General features: G+C 41.6%; 15 protein-coding genes. 4 read left to right on the top strand and 11 right to left on the bottom strand.

The window, feature by feature from the left end; translation table 11 throughout:
* The first annotated feature begins 222 nt into the window (after positions 1 to 222).
* Positions 223 to 540 (top strand): DUF4366 domain-containing protein, encoded by a 318-nt coding sequence (locus BXO88_RS11740; RefSeq protein WP_242945216.1) that lies wholly within the window; start codon positions 223 to 225, stop codon positions 538 to 540.
* 204 nt (positions 541 to 744) lie between these two features.
* Positions 745 to 2,151 (top strand): class I SAM-dependent RNA methyltransferase, encoded by a 1,407-nt coding sequence (locus tag BXO88_RS11735; RefSeq protein ID WP_078037914.1) that lies wholly within the window; start codon positions 745 to 747, stop codon positions 2,149 to 2,151.
* A gap of 75 nt (positions 2,152 to 2,226) precedes the next feature.
* Here the strand turns inward: BXO88_RS11735 and BXO88_RS11730 are convergent, their stop codons facing one another.
* Positions 2,227 to 4,740: an ATP-dependent helicase gene (locus BXO88_RS11730; RefSeq protein ID WP_078037913.1), complete on the bottom strand. Its 2,514-nt coding sequence runs from the start codon at positions 4,738 to 4,740 to the stop codon at positions 2,227 to 2,229.
* Between the two features lie 172 nt (positions 4,741 to 4,912).
* On the opposite strand from BXO88_RS11730, the gene BXO88_RS11725 reads away from it, so the two are divergent.
* Entirely contained in the window at positions 4,913 to 5,584 is a 672-nt protein-coding gene (locus BXO88_RS11725) for a DUF1836 domain-containing protein (RefSeq protein WP_242945215.1), read from the top strand.
* 45 nt (positions 5,585 to 5,629) lie between these two features.
* Here the strand turns inward: BXO88_RS11725 and BXO88_RS11720 are convergent, their stop codons facing one another.
* Together BXO88_RS11720 and BXO88_RS11715 are read right to left on the bottom strand one after the other, a co-directional pair.
* Entirely contained in the window at positions 5,630 to 5,938 is a 309-nt protein-coding gene (locus BXO88_RS11720) for a YerC/YecD family TrpR-related protein (RefSeq protein WP_036606376.1), read from the bottom strand.
* 345 nt (positions 5,939 to 6,283) lie between these two features.
* The gene (locus BXO88_RS11715; protein WP_242945214.1) at positions 6,284 to 8,119 is read right to left on the bottom strand and encodes a polysaccharide deacetylase family protein; all 1,836 of its coding nucleotides are present in this window, start codon (positions 8,117 to 8,119) and stop codon (positions 6,284 to 6,286) included.
* A gap of 247 nt (positions 8,120 to 8,366) precedes the next feature.
* Here BXO88_RS11715 and BXO88_RS11710 point away from each other — a divergent pair, with 247 nt between their 5' ends.
* Positions 8,367 to 9,221: a DegV family protein gene (locus BXO88_RS11710; protein ID WP_078037912.1), complete on the top strand. Its 855-nt coding sequence runs from the start codon at positions 8,367 to 8,369 to the stop codon at positions 9,219 to 9,221.
* Positions 9,222 to 9,371: 150 nt separating this feature from the next.
* On the opposite strand, the gene BXO88_RS11705 is transcribed toward BXO88_RS11710, so the two are convergent.
* The 8 genes from BXO88_RS11705 to BXO88_RS11670 all read right to left on the bottom strand — a co-directional run bounded on the left by BXO88_RS11705 (position 9,372) and on the right by BXO88_RS11670 (position 18,621).
* Positions 9,372 to 10,379, bottom strand: a complete 1,008-nt coding sequence (locus BXO88_RS11705; RefSeq protein ID WP_078037911.1) for an ATPase P — start codon at positions 10,377 to 10,379, stop codon at positions 9,372 to 9,374.
* 241 nt (positions 10,380 to 10,620) lie between these two features.
* Positions 10,621 to 12,117 (bottom strand): carbon starvation CstA family protein, encoded by a 1,497-nt coding sequence (locus BXO88_RS11700; RefSeq protein ID WP_078037910.1) that lies wholly within the window; start codon positions 12,115 to 12,117, stop codon positions 10,621 to 10,623.
* A gap of 354 nt (positions 12,118 to 12,471) precedes the next feature.
* Positions 12,472 to 13,452, bottom strand: coding sequence for a peptidylprolyl isomerase (locus tag BXO88_RS11695; protein WP_078037933.1), 981 nt, complete (start codon positions 13,450 to 13,452; stop codon positions 12,472 to 12,474).
* A gap of 87 nt (positions 13,453 to 13,539) precedes the next feature.
* The gene (locus BXO88_RS11690; RefSeq protein ID WP_078037909.1) at positions 13,540 to 14,007 is read right to left on the bottom strand and encodes a divergent PAP2 family protein; all 468 of its coding nucleotides are present in this window, start codon (positions 14,005 to 14,007) and stop codon (positions 13,540 to 13,542) included.
* A gap of 6 nt (positions 14,008 to 14,013) precedes the next feature.
* Positions 14,014 to 15,459 carry a glycogen synthase GlgA gene (gene glgA, locus BXO88_RS11685; RefSeq protein WP_078037908.1) on the bottom strand — a complete coding sequence of 482 codons (1,446 nt, stop codon included), beginning with the start codon at positions 15,457 to 15,459 and terminating at the stop codon, positions 14,014 to 14,016.
* 129 nt (positions 15,460 to 15,588) lie between these two features.
* Complete coding sequence (recN, locus tag BXO88_RS11680) at positions 15,589 to 17,244, bottom strand: DNA repair protein RecN (protein ID WP_078037907.1); 1,656 nt, start codon at positions 17,242 to 17,244, stop codon at positions 15,589 to 15,591.
* Positions 17,245 to 17,333: 89 nt separating this feature from the next.
* Complete coding sequence (gene argR, locus BXO88_RS11675) at positions 17,334 to 17,783, bottom strand: arginine repressor (RefSeq protein ID WP_044995801.1); 450 nt, start codon at positions 17,781 to 17,783, stop codon at positions 17,334 to 17,336.
* Positions 17,784 to 17,802: 19 nt separating this feature from the next.
* Complete coding sequence (locus tag BXO88_RS11670; protein ID WP_078037906.1) at positions 17,803 to 18,621, bottom strand: NAD(+)/NADH kinase; 819 nt, start codon at positions 18,619 to 18,621, stop codon at positions 17,803 to 17,805.
* Positions 18,622 to 18,691: the final 70 nt, after the last annotated feature.

Below are 18,691 nucleotides of genomic sequence, written 5' to 3'. Positions count from 1 at the left end.
AACAGCCGATATAAATGGATATATTTCACAACCGGTTTATTTGCCGCATTAAACATTGTCCTACAATACCACAACTGCTATAGTTACCTGGGCAGTGTATGAGAAATCTGTATCTTCAGTTTTGGTATCACTTCTTAAATTCACTGATCATGTTTTGTTGAATAGTCATTTCTATCAATCAATGCTATAATTATCCCATATATGTTGATTAGGAGGTGTCTCATGGATAAATTTGATATCGAAGCTCTCATAGACAACGCCAAAGAGCTGAGAAACAGTGTTAAAACCTATAGAGAAGACGCAAGAGACCGCGCCGAATTACTTTTACAGAAGCTGAAGCTACAGGATTATATCGAGAAAAAGAAGGAAGACGATAAGATCAGAAACACTCTTCTTACTATCCTTGCAATTATCGGAATCATCGCAACAGTTGCCGCAATTTCATATGCAGTTTATCGTTTTGTAGCACCTGACTATCTTGAGGATTACGATGACTACGAAGATCTTGATGACGATGATGACGTCATTGCCGAAGACTGATCCGCTATAAGCTTTATGAGGACATGGTTCATATACCATGTCCTTTTTCGTGACACGTCCCAATATCGATTTTCACACTCTCATCATTTTATCACTTTATTTTCTCATGTATTTTTTACAGTTATGTTGTTTTGCCCGGAGCTATATAGTACAATGAAATGCCTGTTGACTATGTTTTGTTTGATTCTATAGGAGTAAAGATTTATGGAATTATGTGCCAATGCAGAAAGATGCGGAGGATGCTTTTATCAGGGAAAGACCTATGATGAAGAGCTTAAGATAAAGGAGCAGGGCTTACATGAGCTTCTGGAGCCTGTTATACGTACTGATGATTATACTTTTGAAGAGATAGTTCCATCTCCCATTTGTGAAGGATATCGCAACAAGATGGAGTTTTCCTTCGGAGATTCAGAGAAGGATGGACCACTTACACTTGGTCTCCACCAGAAGCACAGCTTCTTTAACATTATCGATACTGATGTATGTTCTCTTCCCCACAGCGATGCAAATGAGATAGTTCGTGCTACAAGAGATTATTTTGCCAGACTTGAGATAACGTACGAACATAAGAAAGCTCATGAAGGCTATCTCAGACACCTTCTTTTCAGAAGAGCCATAAAGACAGGTGAGATACTCGTTGATCTTGTCACCACCTCCCAGTGGGACAGTGCCATGCGTGTCATCGCCCCTCAGGATGTATATGAAGCGAGGGCAAAGGAACTCGATGAGTGGTTCAACAGAAGATACAGCCCAAAGGCACAGAAAAAGCACAAGAAACCCACACCTGACAAGTATATAAGAGTGGCTCCTCCTATGAAGGAAGATGATGTTCTAAACGGCTGGAAGGACACACTTCTTAAGCTTAAAGAGGATGGAAAGATCCAGGGAACCTTTGCCGGTATACTTCATACTGTCAATGACTCTCTCGCTGACGCTGTCACTGACATGGGTACGACTGTTCTCTACGGACAGAGCTTCTTCTACGAAGAGATACTTGGACTTAGATTCCGTATCACACCATTCAGCTTCTTCCAGACCAATTCCCTCGGTGCCGAGAAACTCTATGAGAAGGTTCGTGAATATGCAGGATTCCAGGAACTCAAAAAAGAGCAGGAAAACTCTCAGGTCAGAAAGCCTGTTATCTATGACCTTTATTCCGGAACCGGCACCATCACTCAGCTTATGAGCAGTGTTGCAAGTAAAGCTGTAGGTGTGGAGATAGTCGAGGAGGCTGTAGCCGCTGCAAGAGAAAATGCCGGGCTTAATGGTGTAACAAACTGTGATTTTATCGCCGGAGATGTTCTTAAAGTTATTGAGGAAGGCGGAAGACTTATAAAGGAAGACGGAAGCTATGAGGATGCTCCGAGACCTGACTTTATCATACTTGATCCGCCAAGAGACGGTATCCATCCAAAGGCTCTTACAAAAATCATTGATTACGGTGTAGACAGACTTATCTATGTTGCCTGTAAGCCAAAGAGTCTTGCCAGAGATCTGGTTCCCCTTCAGGAATCAGGCTATAAGGTTCTTAAGCTCTGCCCTGTTGATATGTTCCCGAGAACCAACAACTGCGAGTGTATAGCACTTTTGGAAAAGGTTTCAAACAAATAAATATCAGATAAAATATAAAGACCGGATGTAAGTGATACTTACACCCGGTCTTTTTAAATCAAATGACTCTTTCTGTCACTCTTCTACCTTTTTCAGCTTTGCAAAGCTTGCCAGCATTTTCTTCTGACCTGCCTTTTCAAATTCCACAGTCACCTCATAATCCTTTTTACCATCCGTTACAGAAAGGACCTTTCCACGTCCAAACTTGATATGACTGACTGTATCTCCTTCCTTGTAATCAAGGGAGCTTAATTTTTGAACGCCCTGTGATACCAGATTCTTAGGTATGCCGGAACCGCTTTTTTTCTTCACTGTACCGGCTCCTGTACTTCTGCTCACATATCCAGTTGAACCCATACCACTGAGTCCATAGCTGTTAGTACCAGATCCCGAGAAACCGAAGCCTCCTGAAGAACGGCTGCCTCTTCCGCCAAAGCTGCTTCCATAGCTGTCGTCACTAAATCTGTATTCATCCCGTTCATTATACTTCTGGCTCTCACGCTTGTTCTTTCTATAATCTCCGTAGCTTCCGGAGCCGTATGAACTGCCGTATCCGTATCCCGAACCCGAACCAAAAGCATCTGCAAACGGAGTTTCATCCTCACCGTATCTGTTGATAAAGGACTTTTTGCACATCTCATCAGGTATTTCATTTATAAACATGGACGGTTTCATTCTTTCGAAATTTCCGTTCACCATACGTGAACGGGCACTGGTCATTACCAGTTCCTCTTCCGCTCTTGTGATACCGACATAGCAGAGACGTCTTTCCTCCTCCAGATCCTCATGATCCTCCATTGATCTATAGCCCGGGAAAAGACCGTCACTCATGCCAACCAGATATACCTTTGGGAACTCAAGTCCTTTGGCACCATGAAGAGTCATAAGTGTGAGCAGATCCGTATTGTCATCCTTTCTGTCGATGTCAGCAACCAGTGAAACCTCTTCAAGGAACTCACTGAGCTTAGGTTCCTCAGCGTGGGCCTGATAATCAGCAGCCTTGTTTATAATTTCCTCGATATTCTGGAATCTGGTCTCAGCCTCAATTGTCCCCTCTGCCTTTATCTCGTTTCCGTATCCGGTATCATCACGTATGGATTCAATAAGCTTCTGTATAGAAAAGCTATCCTCATCCATTGCTGGCTGGTCGAGATATCCAGCAATACGAAGCTTATACTTCCAGTTCTCGATCATCTCAGTAAATTCGAGAAGCTTTTTGCCGGCTTTTCCTGAAATACCTATGAGCTCCGCCTTTGTGGCAGCCTCATACATGGTCACAACATGCTCGGGAGAAGTATTGGCAGCAGCAAATACCCTGAGCTTTTCAAGAGTGGCATCACCTATTCCACGCTTTGGAACATTGATGATACGCTCAAATGCCACATTATCGGAAGCATTGGCGATCACCTTCATATATGCAAGGACATCCTTGATCTCACGTCTCTGATAGAAGTTAACACCGCCTATTATCTGATAAGGGATGTTCATCTTTATACACTGCTCCTCCATGAGACGGGACTGAGCATTTGTACGATAAAGGATCGCCTGATCATTATATGCTCTCGGTGTATTCTTAACCTCTCTCACAACTGCATATGCCTCATCATTGGCACTGTCGAACTCCTGGAAGGTAACATCCGCACCGCCCTTTTTGTCGGTCCAGAGACGTTTCTGCTTTCTGCCCTTGTTGTTCGCGATGACAGCATTGGCACAATCGAGGATCTTCTCTGTTGAACGATAATTCTGCTCCAGCTTTATGACTCTGGCTCCGGGAAAGCTCTTCTCAAAAGAAAGGATGTTTTCGAGATTTGCTCCGCGGAACTTATATATACTCTGATCATCATCACCTACAACGCAGATATTTCTGTATTTTCCTGCCAGCTTGTGAATGAGGTTGAACTGGATATCATTTGTATCCTGATACTCATCTACAAGTATGTACTTAAATCTCTCCTGATAGTACTGGAGAACTTCAGGCTCTGTATCCAGAAGCTCCACTGTCTTCAAAAGCAGGTCATCGAAATCGAGAGCGTCATTCTGATGAAGCTTTTTCTCATAAAGAGTATAACATTCCGCGATCTTCTTCTCGGTAAAATCTCCGCCGGATATCTGCTTTCCGTAATCCTCAGGTGACATACCCTCGTTCTTTGCCTTGGAAATGGCTGAAAGAACTGCTCTGTCCTTTATTTTCTGATTATCTATATTGAGCTCCTTGAACACCTGACGCATCACTGTCTTCTGATCATCAGTGTCGTAGATAGAGAAATTGGATGTATATCCTATTCTGTCTATATAACGACGGAGCATACGAACACACATGGAATGGAAAGTTGAGACCCAGACCTCTCCGGCTCTTTGCCCAACTATCTTATCTACACGTTCCCTCATTTCCCCGGCTGCTTTGTTTGTAAATGTTATGGCCAGTATGTTCCATGGCTGAACGCCGCAATTCTCAATGAGGTAGGCTATACGATGAGTAAGTACTCTGGTCTTTCCGGAACCTGCTCCTGCAAGTACCAGTAGCGGTCCCTCTGTATGTCTTACCGCATCACACTGTTCCTTATTTAAAATGCTCTCAAGATTTTCCATGCTTCTCCTATTTATAAACTTATAATCATCTGATGTTTCTTTTATATAAATGTCTAAATCCTTAGACTGTAAATTCTCATGATGAATCTCTGTCTTAGCCTGTTTTGATTCAACGTCGCTCGATTATAACATATGACCCTTAAGGGGTCAAAAGTATTTATTGTGGCAAAAAATGGATTGTGTTATACTTTACGGCATGGACGAAAAATACTTTGAAGAATTAATTGAATATTTCCATTCTCTGGATCATATCACTACAGATGATATCCCTAATATCGATCTTTATATGGATCAGGTAACAGGCTTTATGGATCAGCATCTTGACCCCATAAAGAGGCATCATGAGGATAAGGCGTTGACCAAGACCATGATAAACAATTATGCGAAGAACAAGCTTCTCCCTCCTCCTGATCGTAAAAGATACAACAGGGAGCATATGCTCATTCTCCTGTTTATTTATTATTACAAGGGTATACTTCAGTTAAGTGATATTGAAGTCATCTTACGTCCTCTTAATGAAAAATATTTTTCTGGACATCCTACTGTTACACTGACTGATATCTATGATGAAGTCTTTACATTAGAACCTGATGAAAAGAAACGTATCTTTGCAGAGGTTGAAACCATGGCAAAGATGTCACTTGATTCCTTCAGAAGCGACGATCCCAAGTTTTCAGATCTTTCGGATGAAGACAGAAGCGAGCTTCAGCTTTTCTCTTTCTTATGTGAACTTGGTCTGGATGTTTTTATGAAGAAGCTCCTCATGGAAAAGATCGCTGACAAGCTGCATGAAGCCGAACTTGCTAGACAGGCTGCAGAAAGAGCCATGAAGAAAAAGAAATAAATCACTGAAAAGGCGGAACAACTATCTGTTGTCCCGCCCTTTTTATTATTTCTTCTTCAGATTATCCTCATAACCGAGTCTTTCAAATACCATATCATAACCGTCAGCACCATAATTCAGTGAACGATTGACTCTTGAAATAGTTGCTGTAGAAGCCCCTGTAGCCTTTGCGATATTAAGATAAGTCTCTCCCTCGCGAAGCATCTTTGCCACTTCATATCTCTGAGCCATGGAAAGAAGCTCGTTGATGGTGCATACATCCTCAAAAAACTTATAGCACTCATCCTTAGACTTAAGTGTCAGTATGGCATCAAATAAATGATCAACTTCTTTTGTCTTTAACTTACTGTTCATTTCAAATCCTCTATCATAATTCTCAGACCTCATCATGATCTACTCTGTTAAGGTCTGACGCTATATGGAACCTGAATTTCATCAGGTCAGAACTATATAAATGTGCAGGTTCCGTGCTTTACTGATTTAACACGCTAATCTTTTGCACTTTTACACTTTATAACTCGAAAGTAGTATAACACCCATAAAAGGGCATTTCAAGTGAAAAGTAGCAACATAAAAGGGCATGTACTTTCGTCACATACCCTTTGTCTCATTATAACGCAGATTCATATTTTACATAATCACTGCTTATATATCAATATATTTTCACTTTACAAATTTTTATGATAAGTATTTTATTTTTTAATTCCATGTGATAGGTGTCGGTCTTCTCTGATCAAAGACAGTCTTTACATCCATAAGATCTGAAAGCTTATTATCCTGTCCGGAGAAATCCATCCACATCCTGTATCCGTCGAGGTTTCGTCTACCCTGTCGGACAAAGTTGTCTCCGAACTGTACCCAAACCTTAGAAGAATCCACATTACAGAAATATCTGAATCCGGCATTCTGAAGCATGTTAAACTTTTCATTATCCGTTGAATAAGGATGCCAGTCAGCTATGTCAGCACCAAACGGATAAAGGATGATATCACAGTTTCCGGGCATGAGAGTTTCCACGTTACGCTCCCATCTGTCTGTGTCCTTGGTAAGGGTACTAAGATCTCTGTTTGTGAAATTCAGATGACCCCAGCTGTGAGAAGCAAGCTCATAACCATCATCAACAAGTGCCTGCATAAGAACCTTACAGGTCTCTCTATCCTCAGCTATATTCGGATTAGCCTTCATCTTAGGATCACGGTTAGGTGAGCTTTCATCATAGGTCTCATCCGTTCTGTAACCAAGAACACCGTTATATCCGGTAAATGCTATGATAGCCTTTGCGCCTCTGTATGAGAAATCAGGATGCTGCTCGATGAAATTATCAAGTATAGGAACTATGTCATAATCTCCGACAGAGACATTGCCCGCTGCATCCGTATACTGAAGCTTTAGCTTGCCGTTCTCGTCAAGCACCATCTTGTCTGCAAAGCCCTTGCCCTCCATGTATTCATAGTAGCAGACATCATCTTCCGACATGACGAATGCCTTCTTTCCTTCAGGAAGCATGATCTTTTTTCTGACCATCTTTTCTGTACCGTCAGGCTGTATCTCGATCTCAGCCATGTCATGAAGACCTACCAGAACGTAACCTCTGTCATACATCTGCTGAAGTATGGCCTCAAACTCAGGTATGGTAGTCATTACCTGATTGAAGTCCTTTCCGGCTGCGTCATTAGTGAATGCACGGTCTGTATCTACACAGAGTATATGGAAGAAAACATGTGTCACCTGAGAATTATCGAAGGCAACGCAGGACGCAGCTGTTGTCTGGTACTCCTGAATCTTCGCCTGTACCTGTGGATCTGCCGCATAGCTAGAAGATGTCAATGTTTCAACCGCCGCATCATAATCATACATCGCAGCCTGTCTGTCACTTACAGCTAAGAGCTGACTGAGATCCGCTTCTGCCATAGCGCTCTCCGACTCTATCTCCGATTCCTGAGCTTCTGTTGTCTCCTCCACGGCAACGGTCGTTTCTACTGCTTCCTTCTTACCAAACAGTCCTGCGAGATTCAGCTTGCCGGTAAAGAAAAGAACACCCAGTACTAGCAGTACGAGAATGTCTATGGTTATAAGGATTGCAGAGAATCTCATCTGCTTTCTCTTTCTCACACTCTGTCTGTTTCTGCTTCTTATTGCTTCGCGCCCCTCGGCAAGTCTTTCGTCGAAGGATTTTTCTTCATCCGGATATACTGAGATATCCGCATCAAAATGCTCTGAATCATATGAATCCTTAGTCCTGTAGCTATGATCAGCATAAGCTCCTGATTCATAATCATCCTTTACATTTTCTGTATCATAGTTATCCGAGTCCAAAAAGAAATCCTCTGAATCCTCCGGAATATCATCAAATGCTCTTCTTCTGGAACGACGTGAAGTTCTATGATATTCACCTCCGAAATCCTCCTGTGAAGGAATCCTTCTTGTATATCCATTGCTTTCGGAATGACTGCTTATATTACGGGAACCGTTGCGGGAAGTAGATGCATTAGTCGAACGGTTGGAACTGTTTTGAGAAAACTTTTTTAAGCTCATATTCTACCCTCTTATAAAAACGTCAGTCTGTTTTGATTTCAATGCGAGCAGAGCTGACGTACTATACAGGAACAAATTTTTCCTGTATATTTATATGCTATACCTCATATAAAAATGAAAATACAGGTATTTCACATATTTATTAATATTACCGCTTAAGTGACGTTAGGGCAAGGTCATTGACATACTTTTATCCTTTGTTATAATATGTAGTAATCAAAACTACGTCAAGAAACGTGGAGGTTATATGGATTACAAAGTTATAGGAGACAGCTGTTGTGATTACACACCTGAATTAAAAGCTGATCCTCATTTTTCTATAGTTCCCCTTACATTGGAAATCGGTTCTTATACAGTAATTGATGATGAACATTTCGATCAGCAGGATTTCATCAGAAGACTCAAGGAATCCTCAGTAGGCGCAAAAACCGCCTGCCCTTCACCAGAAGCCTATAAGCAGGCTATCGAAGAAAGTGATTCCGATGAGATATATGTTATAACCATTTCAGAGCATCTTTCAGGATCCTATCAGTCTGCTGTAGTAGGTGTTCAGATGTATGAAGAGGAACATCCGGACAGCACGAAAAAGATCAAGGTGTTCAACACAAACACTGCAACCGCCGGTGAGCTTAATCTTTGTCTCACTATCCAGGAATTAAAGAATGAAGGCAAGACCTTTGATGAGGTTGTCAGCTACATGACAGACAAGATAGATGTTATGCAGGTATACTTCGTACTTGAATCCCTCGAAAATCTTCGTAAGAACGGAAGACTTTCGGCTATGAAGTCCTTCCTGGCTACAGCGCTTAACATAAAGCCTGTTATGACTGCGGTAAGCGGTGTCATTCAGAAGCTCGATCAGCAGAGAGGTCTCAACAAGGCCATAAAGCGTATGGTTCAGCTTGCAGTTGAAAGAGCAGGCGGTCCTGAGAAAACAAAGCATATGCTTCTCACCATTTCTCATGTGAACTGTCTTGAGCGTGCAGAATATGTAAAGGAAGAACTTTTAAAGCTTGCACCATTCCGCAGGATAGTCATCACAAACACCATGGGTGTTGCTACAGTTTATGCAGAGGACGGCGGTATAGTCATTGCACTTTGACTATCATTGTACTTTGGACATCATTACACCGGGTAAATTAAATAGATATACATGAACAAAACCTCCGAGAAGATTCTCCCGGAGGTTTTTCTTTTTATATTTGAATTTTCATATCCGACACCTTGATAAATTTTTCATGCCTTTGTCAGATCATTTATAATCCATTACCAAAAACATCGGTTTTACCGTAACTACTTCATCATATTCCTTCTGAGATACGGTAACATCGCTGTTAAGTTTTCTTAAATCATCCTTCATGGTCTTGAAGGCTTCCGCAATAGTTGTTGCTCTTCCCTCTCTTATGACTCTTATCATTCTCTCGATAACTACAGGATGGGCATACTGCGGTGGAAGCGGAAAATCAACATTATCTGCAATCGTTGACTTCATATCGGAAAGGGCATCATCCCATTCCTTCTGTGCGCTCCGCTTGTTGTTATGTCCAGTAGGAAGGATCCTTGAGGATATAACTATAAAAATAAATGAAAAACCGAAAAGAACAAAATATATAGCCATTCCCTGCCCCTTCAGTATAGAAAATACACCGAATATTGCAGAGAAAATGGCAAGCATCAGAATGACCATGGCAACCTTCTGATAAGTCGGGTTGATCCTGTCTATGACTCTCTTCTGCTTGGCTGTAGTTGACAGTCTGGTATACTGATCCTCATAGTTATTGATGAGTTTTTCAGCATCTCTTAATTCCTTGACCGAAGATTCCTGTTCAGGAGAAAGTACCTTCAGATATCTGGCCTTCTCCTCTTCTTCTGCCTTCTTAAGCTTATATTCAGCCTCAACACTGTGAAGAGGCATATCCGGTCTTATTTTTCCAAGTTCTGTAAGAAAGATATCTACCTCTTCCTCGTATTTGAAATTACATTGCTTTTCAAGACCGGTTCCATACTTTACAACAAGATACGGCATCGTTCCGAAGATCCCCTTGCCCGAGAATCCACCTTTACTCATAGCCACACGTTTAAAGCATCTGCTAATGTCTCTGTAACTTATGTAGTAGCATCTGTCTATAAAGAAACTATTCAGGTACATGGCTTCCTTTCCTAAACCACAAGGACCCACCTTTATACAGTTTTTCTTATCTTCCTTAAGCTCTTCCCTGCTTAATGTTGTCGTTCCGAGACATGTTGGAGTAAATAACATAATGTCCTCCTGTTGCTGTAAAAATATGACAGGGTGAAGTTTGTCCCCACCCTGTCATGTATTAATTTGTCAAAGTGAAAATTTGTTCATAAGGATGAACTATTTCCCGTTATGATGAACAGTGTACGTTAACGTCTTTTCTGTGCATCATGCAAATATTTAATTTTTAAAATGCCAGTGGTCAGTTGACATTATCATAAGTTCCGGTACTCCTCCTATTCAGTATCCGAAAACCTACGTTTTAGGCGTGCGCCAGATGAGCATTCTGATTTGTACCGTACTTCTTTGAAGCTCTGATGAAGAGATACAGGAAGAATGCTGCGATGATGATTCCAAGTGGATATGCAACAGCTGTGTTGTTTGTGAAGAATGGGATAAGTCCCAGACACTCAGGAGCCATCAGGAAGTATGTAGCTGAAACAGCTGACATGAATGTTGCAGGAACTGCGCAAACCCAATAATTTCTCTTCTCTCTTACGAGGTACATAGAACCTGTCCAGAGTACCAGCATAGCCAGAGTCTGGTTTGTCCATGAGAAGTATCTCCAGATAACTGCATAGCTGAAGATTCCGAAAGAGTTTCCGAATCCAAGGAAAGCACCGCATCCAAGTAATGGAACACAAAGCTTAAGTCTGTTGGAGAAGGACTCCTGATCCATCTTGATCCAGTCGGCAACTGTATATCTTGCTGAACGGAATGCTGTGTCACCTGATGTGATAGGACATGCAACTACACCGAGCATAGCAAGTACAACACCAATGTTACCCATGGTCTTTACGCAGACATCATAGATCGCTACTGACTGTCCGCCTGCAAGGATCTCTTTAAGACCTGTGTTAAGTCCGCCTGTTGTCTCATAAATAGAAACACCTGCAGCTGCCCATACAAGAGCTATACATCCTTCTGCTACCATTGCTCCGTAGAATACGAAGTGTCCCTGTCTCTCTGACTTAAGGCATCTGGCCATAAGAGGTGACTGAGTTGAATGGAAACCCGAGATAGCTCCACATGCTACAGTTATAAACATGAATGACCATACAGGAGTAGAACCCGGATGCATATTGTAGAAGTGGTCCCAAAGCTCAGGTGTATGGAAACCATTAATTGGTAATCCGATAACAACACCTATTGCCATGATGATAAGGCAGATTCCGAATACAGGGTAAATCTTTCCGATAATCTTATCGATGGAAATAAAAGTAGCTATAAAGTAGTATGCAAGAATTATTGCAAGCCATACAGCTGTATTTGCAAATGCTCCTGTAACACCCTTACTTGAAAGGAGCTGTACTATAAGACCTGCAGGTCCTACTGCAAATACTGTACCTACCATAACGAGAAGAACAACCGAGAATACTCTCATGATCGACTTCATGGTATTTCCTAAATACTTTCCTGTTACCTCTGCGATAGAGTATCCATTATTTCTCTCACTGAGCATACCTGAGAAATAATCATGTACACCACCGGCAAAGATAGTACCTAATGTGATCCAAAGGAAAACGATAGGTCCCCAAAGTGCGCCCTGAAGTGCTCCAAAGATAGGACCGAGACCTGCGATGTTCAAAAGCTGAACCAGGAACAGCTTCCACTGTGGTAAAACTACATAGTCAACACCATCGTTAATTGTAACGGCCGGGGTTTCACGGTCATCAGGACCAAATGTGCTGTCAACCAATTTACCATAGGTAAAGTAGCCTGCGATCAGTAAGCAAAGACAAATTAGAAAACTGATCATACATAACCTCCCTAATTATGGGCATTGATTTTATAAAATGTTATTGACCGGATAACACTTTATAAAATCTTTATTAATTGTTCCGTATTTATTGTAGTTTCTAATCAAATTGTTTTCAATAAAAAAATCATTATCTGTGTAATATGCATTAAAAATAATTTTTATTTTGTACATAATAAGCGTTGTGTTTTGCTATAAATATTTCAAATTAAAAATCTGCATAAAAACAAGGCAAGAGAATTAAAATTTTGAACAAAATTTCAATTCTTTTGCCCTGTTTTATAAGGATTTGTCTAATTATAAAATTTTATTTTATTTCTTGTTCTGCTTTTCAACTGAAGGAAATTCCGGAGATCAAAAGTTTATATTTTCATTAAAAAGTGAAAAGAAATTATCCGCTTTACTCTCGCTGTATTCATTCAGATCGATCCTTTCCCAAAAGGGTTCTCTGAATCTGACTATATGCTGCTCCTTATACTCGCCGTACTCATCAAAAAAGGCTTTTGATTTAAGTACTGTTTCCAGCTTTTTCTTCATGGCGAGAGTAGCATCTTCATCATAGGCATCTATGACCTTTATGATATAGTACTTACCGTTTTCTTCGATAATGTCAGAAATCTGACCCTCTTCAAGCTTAAATGCAGCTGTACTTATGGCATCCGTCTTATCTGATTTTGAAACAGTTCTCTCTATTTCCGGATTTTCACTGTTCTGTCTCGCGTAGTACTGAAAACTTGCACCTTCGACATTGACAAGCTCAAGGAGTTTATATGCTTCGGCACTGTCCGAGCACTCTATCTCCTGTATCTTTATGACCTTTACCTCGGCATCCGATACTTCGAGATCAGCATCCGATATCAGATAGTCCGCCGTCTTGCAGGCAAGAAAATACTCTGTATACATGTGTACCACGTCATCAACGGTGCAACCACCCATAAATTCTATATCTTCCGGTGTCAGGCTGTCATAGAATTCATTGGATATGGTTCGTATTTTATCCATTTCAGTTGAAGTTGCGATGATACCCGTTCTCGCAGCCAGAAGATTAAGAGTCTTTATATCCTGAAGAAATTCTTTGATTCTGGAAACAAAATAGGGACCATATGTGGATTCATGCTGATTTTCCACCGGCAGATTCCATATATTTGATCCAAGGGCATTTTGATATCTGTTTCTTTCAGATCCTATAACTATTCTGCATTCAGCCTCAGAATAGCCTTCAACATCCTCTGTTTTTCCTGTTATCTCTACACCCTTACACGAAACTAAGCTGCACGCCAAAAGCATGCAGCTCAGTAAGGTTACTGTTGTTTTAAAAAACTTTCTAAAAATCATAAGCTCCTCTATTGCATAAGGTCTTCCCTCATACAATATCTGACTCACAGACACTTATATGTCTGCTACTTTAATTCCGTTTCAGCCTCATATCCATGGGTAATGACTTTTCACCAGAAATGCCATGCCTATCCCCAGAAGTGCTCCCATGAAAACCTGTAAAGGAGTGTGACCTACGTACTCCTTTAGCTTCATTTCAAACTCCTCCGGTCTCCAGTTGAAAGGATTATCCTCCAATATCTTGTTCAGAAGAACAGCCTGTTTACCAGTCTCTCTCCTGACTCCCGTTGCATCATACATAACAACACTTGCCAGAGCAAAGCACACAGCAAACATAGATGAAGCTATACCATATTGAAGTGCGGCAGCTGTAGCTATGGATACCACAAAGGAGGAATGGCTGGAGGGCATACCTCCCGAACCTGTCATCCTCTCCCAGTTTATCCCTTTGTTGAAATATGCATCTATAGCTGTTTTTATCACCTGAGCTGCCAGCCAGGATGAGACAGCCGTTGTGAGCATATAGTTACTGAGTAATTCTTCAAAAAAATTCATCTAAAATCAATATCCTATCAACCAATCATAAAGTTCCTGATACTTCATGGCTGAAGTTCTCCAAGAGTAGTCTGTAGCCATGGCTCGATCCACCATCTTATTCCAATCCCTCTTACGGTCATAATAGATCTTTTCGGCATATCGGATGGTGTTAAGCATCTCATGAGCATTGTAATTGGTAAATGAAAAACCTGTACCCTTATCTTCGTACTCGTTGAAAGGTTCAACCGTATCTTTAAGTCCGCCGGTCTCTCTTACGATAGGTATAGTTCCGTATCTCAAAGCTATGAGCTGTGAAAGTCCGCAAGGCTCAAACAGTGAAGGCATAAGGTATGCATCACATGCAGCATACATCTTATGACTTATAGCATTGGAATAATAGATCTGAGCTGATACCTTGTGATGGTACTTCCAGTCATAGTGTCGGAACATATTCTCATACTTTTCATCACCCGTTCCAAGTACAACGAACTGAATGTTGTCCTGACAGAGCTCATCCATGATGCACTCCACAAGATCAAGTCCCTTCTGATCGGTAAGGCGGGAAACGATTCCGATCATCATCTTTCCAGGATCGACTTCCATGCCCCAGTCTTCCTGAAGCGCCTTTTTATTCTTAGCCTTTTCTTTTCTGAAATTCTTGGCATTGTAATTCTTGACAAGGTACTTATCGGTGTCGGGATTCCACTCATCATAATCAATTCCGTTTACTATACCTCTGAGATCATGCTCTCTCGCTCTTAAAAGTCCATCGAGTCCTTCTCCATAGAAAGGCATCTTGATCTCTTCCGCATACGTATCTGAAACAGTAGTGATGGCATCAGCATAAACTATACCACCCTTTAACAGATTTCCATCCTTCTTACACTCGAGCTTATCCGCAGTGAAATAGTAATCACTTAACTGTGTAAATCTCTGAATGGTCTTCACATCCCATACTCCCTGGAACTTGAGATTATGTATAGTTATGACTGATTTGATGGAGCGGTAAAACTCGCCGCCGGCAAATTTGTCATGAAGCAGTACAGGTATGAGACCGGTCTGCCAGTCATGGCAATGAATCAGATCAGGATGCCAGTTCAGAAGCGGTAATGCGGAAAGTGCTGCATAGCAGAAAAAGCTGAACTTCTCCAGATCCCAATACCAGTCACCATATGGACGATCACCTGAAAAATAGGATTCATTATCTATAAAATAATATGTAACACCATCCTGTTCGTACTTGAGTACACCAACATAGCGGGACTGACCGAGATAATCCATGTAAAAATGTGTCACATACTCCATTTTCTGTCGCCACTCCCATGGTATGCACATATACTTGGGAATCATAACGCGGCAATCATAGTATCTCTTATCAATGGTTTTTGGAAGTGAACCAACAACGTCAGCCAATCCTCCAGTTTTTATAAAAGGTACAGCTTCCGATGCAAGCATCAATACATTTTTCATTTTATACAGCCTCCCACTCATAATTTAGTTCCGTATTCAAGAAATCTCATGATGTATTGAAAGCAATAAGTGAAAATCATCGTTGAAAGGTAATAAATTTACACCCATTGACACATATTATTATACTTCCTACAAAGCATCCTTAGCAAGGTTTTTAAGCTCTCTGGCATTTGCAAGAACTGCATCAGTAACCTTTCCTCCTGCCAGCAGTCTGGCAAGTTCCATGACGGATTCGTCAGTATCGAGTCTTCTGATGTTTGTATGAGTGTGTCCCTCTTCTGCAAGCTTTTCTATACAGTAATGATTATTAGCCTTTGCGGCGATCTGAGGTAAATGAGTTATGAGTATCACCTGATGTGATAATGCTATCTTCTTCAACTTCTCAGAAACCTTTTCGGCTGTTCTACCGGAAATACCGGTATCTACCTCATCGAATATCAGTGTAGGGATCTCATCTGTATCAGCAAGCACAGTCTTTATGGAAAGCATGATACGGCTGAGCTCACCTCCCGATGCCACCTCACTCAGAGGTCTCACCGGTTCACCCGGGTTAAGGCTCACAACGAAATGCACATCATCGATACCATTGGAAGATGGTTCTCTAAGACTACTGAAATCCATATCGAATTTTACATCCAGAAATCCCATCTCAGTCATCTCCGAACGTATCTTCGTGCAGAGTAGCTTCGCGCCCTTCTTACGGGATTCGGTAAGCTCACCGCAGAGCTTCATAAGCTCTTCTTCTGCTTTTTTCAGCTTCTTCTGGCACTTTGATCTGTTTTCGTCATAATCTTCCAGCTCCCTGAGTCTCTCCTGCTTCTCAACGAGTGCTGCCTCTGTCTTTTCCACTGTACCGCCGTACTTTGCCATAATACCACGGATGTAATCAAGGCGTTCTGTTACTTCCTGAAAATCCTCTTCATCAAAATCATTTCTATCGAGATAATGATCCAGCTCCCTCACCGTATCTTCCGATATAGTCTGAAGATCATAAAGACTGTCACTGATATTCTGAAGTGAATCGTCATAATTAAGTGCATCCTGAATAGACCTGATGGCAGAAGAAAGATCTATCTCATCCATGATGGCTCTGGCCTTTTGTACCGAACCGTATATTTTTTGAATATTCTGATATTTTTTATATCTCTGTGCCAGTTCCTCCTCTTCGCCTTCCTTCAGTTCTGCCTTTTCGATATCCTCTATCTCAAACTTCAGAAAATCAAGTTCTCTCTGGCGCTGTCCTTCATCCATATCGAAGCTGCTGAGCTTTTCCCTGAGTTCAGTATATTCATGGTACTTTTCAGACACAGATACACGAAGAACACCAGTCTCTTTTTGCTGAAAATCATCCAAAACCTTCAGATGGTAACCGTCTCTTAAAAGTGACTGATGTTCATGCTGTCCATGAATATCTATAAGCAGCTCTGCCACCCTACGGAGCTTTGACAGAGTTACCGTTTCATCATTTATTTTTATCTCGGATCTCGTATTTGAGATCTTTCTCTTGATAATGATCTGACCGTCCTCCGGCTCCACATCAAGCTCTCGAAGAAGCTCTTCCTGATGCTCGGAAAGATCGCCGAACACTATCTCCACAAATCCGAATTCCTTACCGTTTCTGATCATATCCTTGTTTGCCTTTGATCCAAGACAAAGATTGATGGAACCGATAAGTATGGACTTTCCGGCACCGGTCTCACCGGTAAGTATATTCAGTCCTTCACCGAATTCAACTTCTGCCGACTCTATAAGTGCAAGATCTTTTACATGTAGATGATATAGCATTTTGTCTCCTCTTTTCCGGGAACAAAGCCCCATATTATGCCAGGAGGGCTCTTGTCTCCTTTGTTGTCCTTATCATCCGGTAAATGTTGTTATTCCATTATTTCCTGGATACGATTCTTTACATCCAGTGCATCCTGTGCATTTTTCATTGCGCACATGATGGTATCGTCTCCGGCGAGAGTACCGACGATCTTTTCAAGTCTGAACTGGTCCAATGCTGCAGCAACCGCATTGGCCATACCTGCCATGGTACGGATGACCAGCAGATTACCTGCAGTATCCATACTCATGAGAGCCTCTCTCAGAACACGTATATACTTTTCAGAATATACCTGTTCCTCCTTTTCTATGATCTGATAGTACTGGCTGCCATCATTTCCTGTAACTTTACTGAGCTTAAGCTCTTTTATATCACGGGAAACCGTGGCCTGAGTAACCTTGTAGCCTTCTCTGTTGAGAATATCCGCAAGCTCCTCCTGGGTGCCTATACGCATCCTTCCCACCAGCTCTATGATCTTTTGATGCCTTGATTTCTTCATCTCAGCTCCCCTCTGTTATCTATCTTTCGCTGTCCATCTTGTTTTTCAATGTTTCCAGAAAGCTTCCTTCCCGTAACTTGATGAGCGTTGTCATTTCATTTGCCTTTCTGACAGTAACTATATCTCCCTTTTCCAGATCAAAGATATGCTCACCATCAAAGGCTACCACCTCATTATCAGAATCGACCCTGACCTGAATGCGGCTGGAATCCGAAAGAACTACAGGTCTGCTGTTGGTGCTGTGAGCACAGACAGGCGTCATAACTATAACTGGTGACGAAGGTGCCACGATGGGACCTCCGGCAGAAAGATTGTAAGCTGTAGATCCTGTCGGCGTTGCAAATATGATACCGTCGGAAATGTAATTGCTAAGCTCACGACCGTCACAGGTGACTGCGAACCTCATGACACTTATTCCGTTGCGGCGGCTGACCAGTATCTCATTAAGAGCGGTGTCTCTCATGATGACTTCACCGTTTCTTCTGACACTTCCGTGAAGCATGGTTCTTACATCACGAATGTAATCATGCTTTATAAGTCTGTCCAATGCTCCTGGTATCTGCTCCTTTTTGGATACTTCAGTGAGATATCCCAGATGTCCGGCATTGACTCCAAGAATAGGAGTATCCTGTCCACGCAGTACTCCTGCTATCCTGAGCATGGTACCGTCACCGCCGATGCTGACTATGGCATCTGCATCGAAGAAGTCGTCTCTGGAGTAATTTTCTATCAAAAGTGAATTTACCTTGACTCCTTTTGAAATCAGATGCTTTTCTATGATATTTTTAAATTCCAGTGCTTCTGGTTTTCTGGTGTTAACAACTAATGTTACTCTCATGTCCTGTCTCTATGTTCTCTCACTTTATACATATCCGAATCTCAGATACTGTTTTGAAACAATGTTTTCT

The organism is Oribacterium sp. C9 (genome assembly GCF_002007235.1).
Lineage (GTDB): Bacteria > Bacillota > Clostridia > Lachnospirales > Lachnospiraceae > Oribacterium.
The sequence above is the reverse complement of the archived record's forward strand: the minus strand, read 5'-3'. Positions and strand labels throughout refer to the sequence as shown.

Bases quoted from the DNA above. Each gene is read 5' to 3' on its own strand.
- BXO88_RS11710 (WP_078037912.1), top strand. From the start codon at position 8,367: ATGGATTACAAAGTTATAGGAGACAGCTGTTGTGATTACACACCTGAA.
- BXO88_RS11705 (WP_078037911.1), bottom strand. From the start codon at position 10,379: ATGTTATTTACTCCAACATGTCTCGGAACGACAACATTAAGCAGGGAA.
- glgA (WP_078037908.1), bottom strand. From the start codon at position 15,459: ATGAAAAATGTATTGATGCTTGCATCGGAAGCTGTACCTTTTATAAAA.
- BXO88_RS11700 (WP_078037910.1), bottom strand. From the start codon at position 12,117: ATGATCAGTTTTCTAATTTGTCTTTGCTTACTGATCGCAGGCTACTTT.
- argR (WP_044995801.1), bottom strand. From the start codon at position 17,783: ATGAAGAAATCAAGGCATCAAAAGATCATAGAGCTGGTGGGAAGGATG.
- recN (WP_078037907.1), bottom strand. From the start codon at position 17,244: ATGCTATATCATCTACATGTAAAAGATCTTGCACTTATAGAGTCGGCA.
- BXO88_RS11725 (WP_242945215.1), top strand. From the start codon at position 4,913: ATGGATTGTGTTATACTTTACGGCATGGACGAAAAATACTTTGAAGAA.
- BXO88_RS11720 (WP_036606376.1), bottom strand. From the start codon at position 5,938: ATGAACAGTAAGTTAAAGACAAAAGAAGTTGATCATTTATTTGATGCC.
- BXO88_RS11715 (WP_242945214.1), bottom strand. From the start codon at position 8,119: ATGAGCTTAAAAAAGTTTTCTCAAAACAGTTCCAACCGTTCGACTAAT.
- BXO88_RS11695 (WP_078037933.1), bottom strand. From the start codon at position 13,452: ATGATTTTTAGAAAGTTTTTTAAAACAACAGTAACCTTACTGAGCTGC.
- BXO88_RS11735 (WP_078037914.1), top strand. From the start codon at position 745: ATGGAATTATGTGCCAATGCAGAAAGATGCGGAGGATGCTTTTATCAG.
- BXO88_RS11730 (WP_078037913.1), bottom strand. From the start codon at position 4,740: ATGGAAAATCTTGAGAGCATTTTAAATAAGGAACAGTGTGATGCGGTA.
- BXO88_RS11740 (WP_242945216.1), top strand. From the start codon at position 223: ATGGATAAATTTGATATCGAAGCTCTCATAGACAACGCCAAAGAGCTG.
- BXO88_RS11690 (WP_078037909.1), bottom strand. From the start codon at position 14,007: ATGAATTTTTTTGAAGAATTACTCAGTAACTATATGCTCACAACGGCT.
- BXO88_RS11670 (WP_078037906.1), bottom strand. From the start codon at position 18,621: ATGAGAGTAACATTAGTTGTTAACACCAGAAAACCAGAAGCACTGGAA.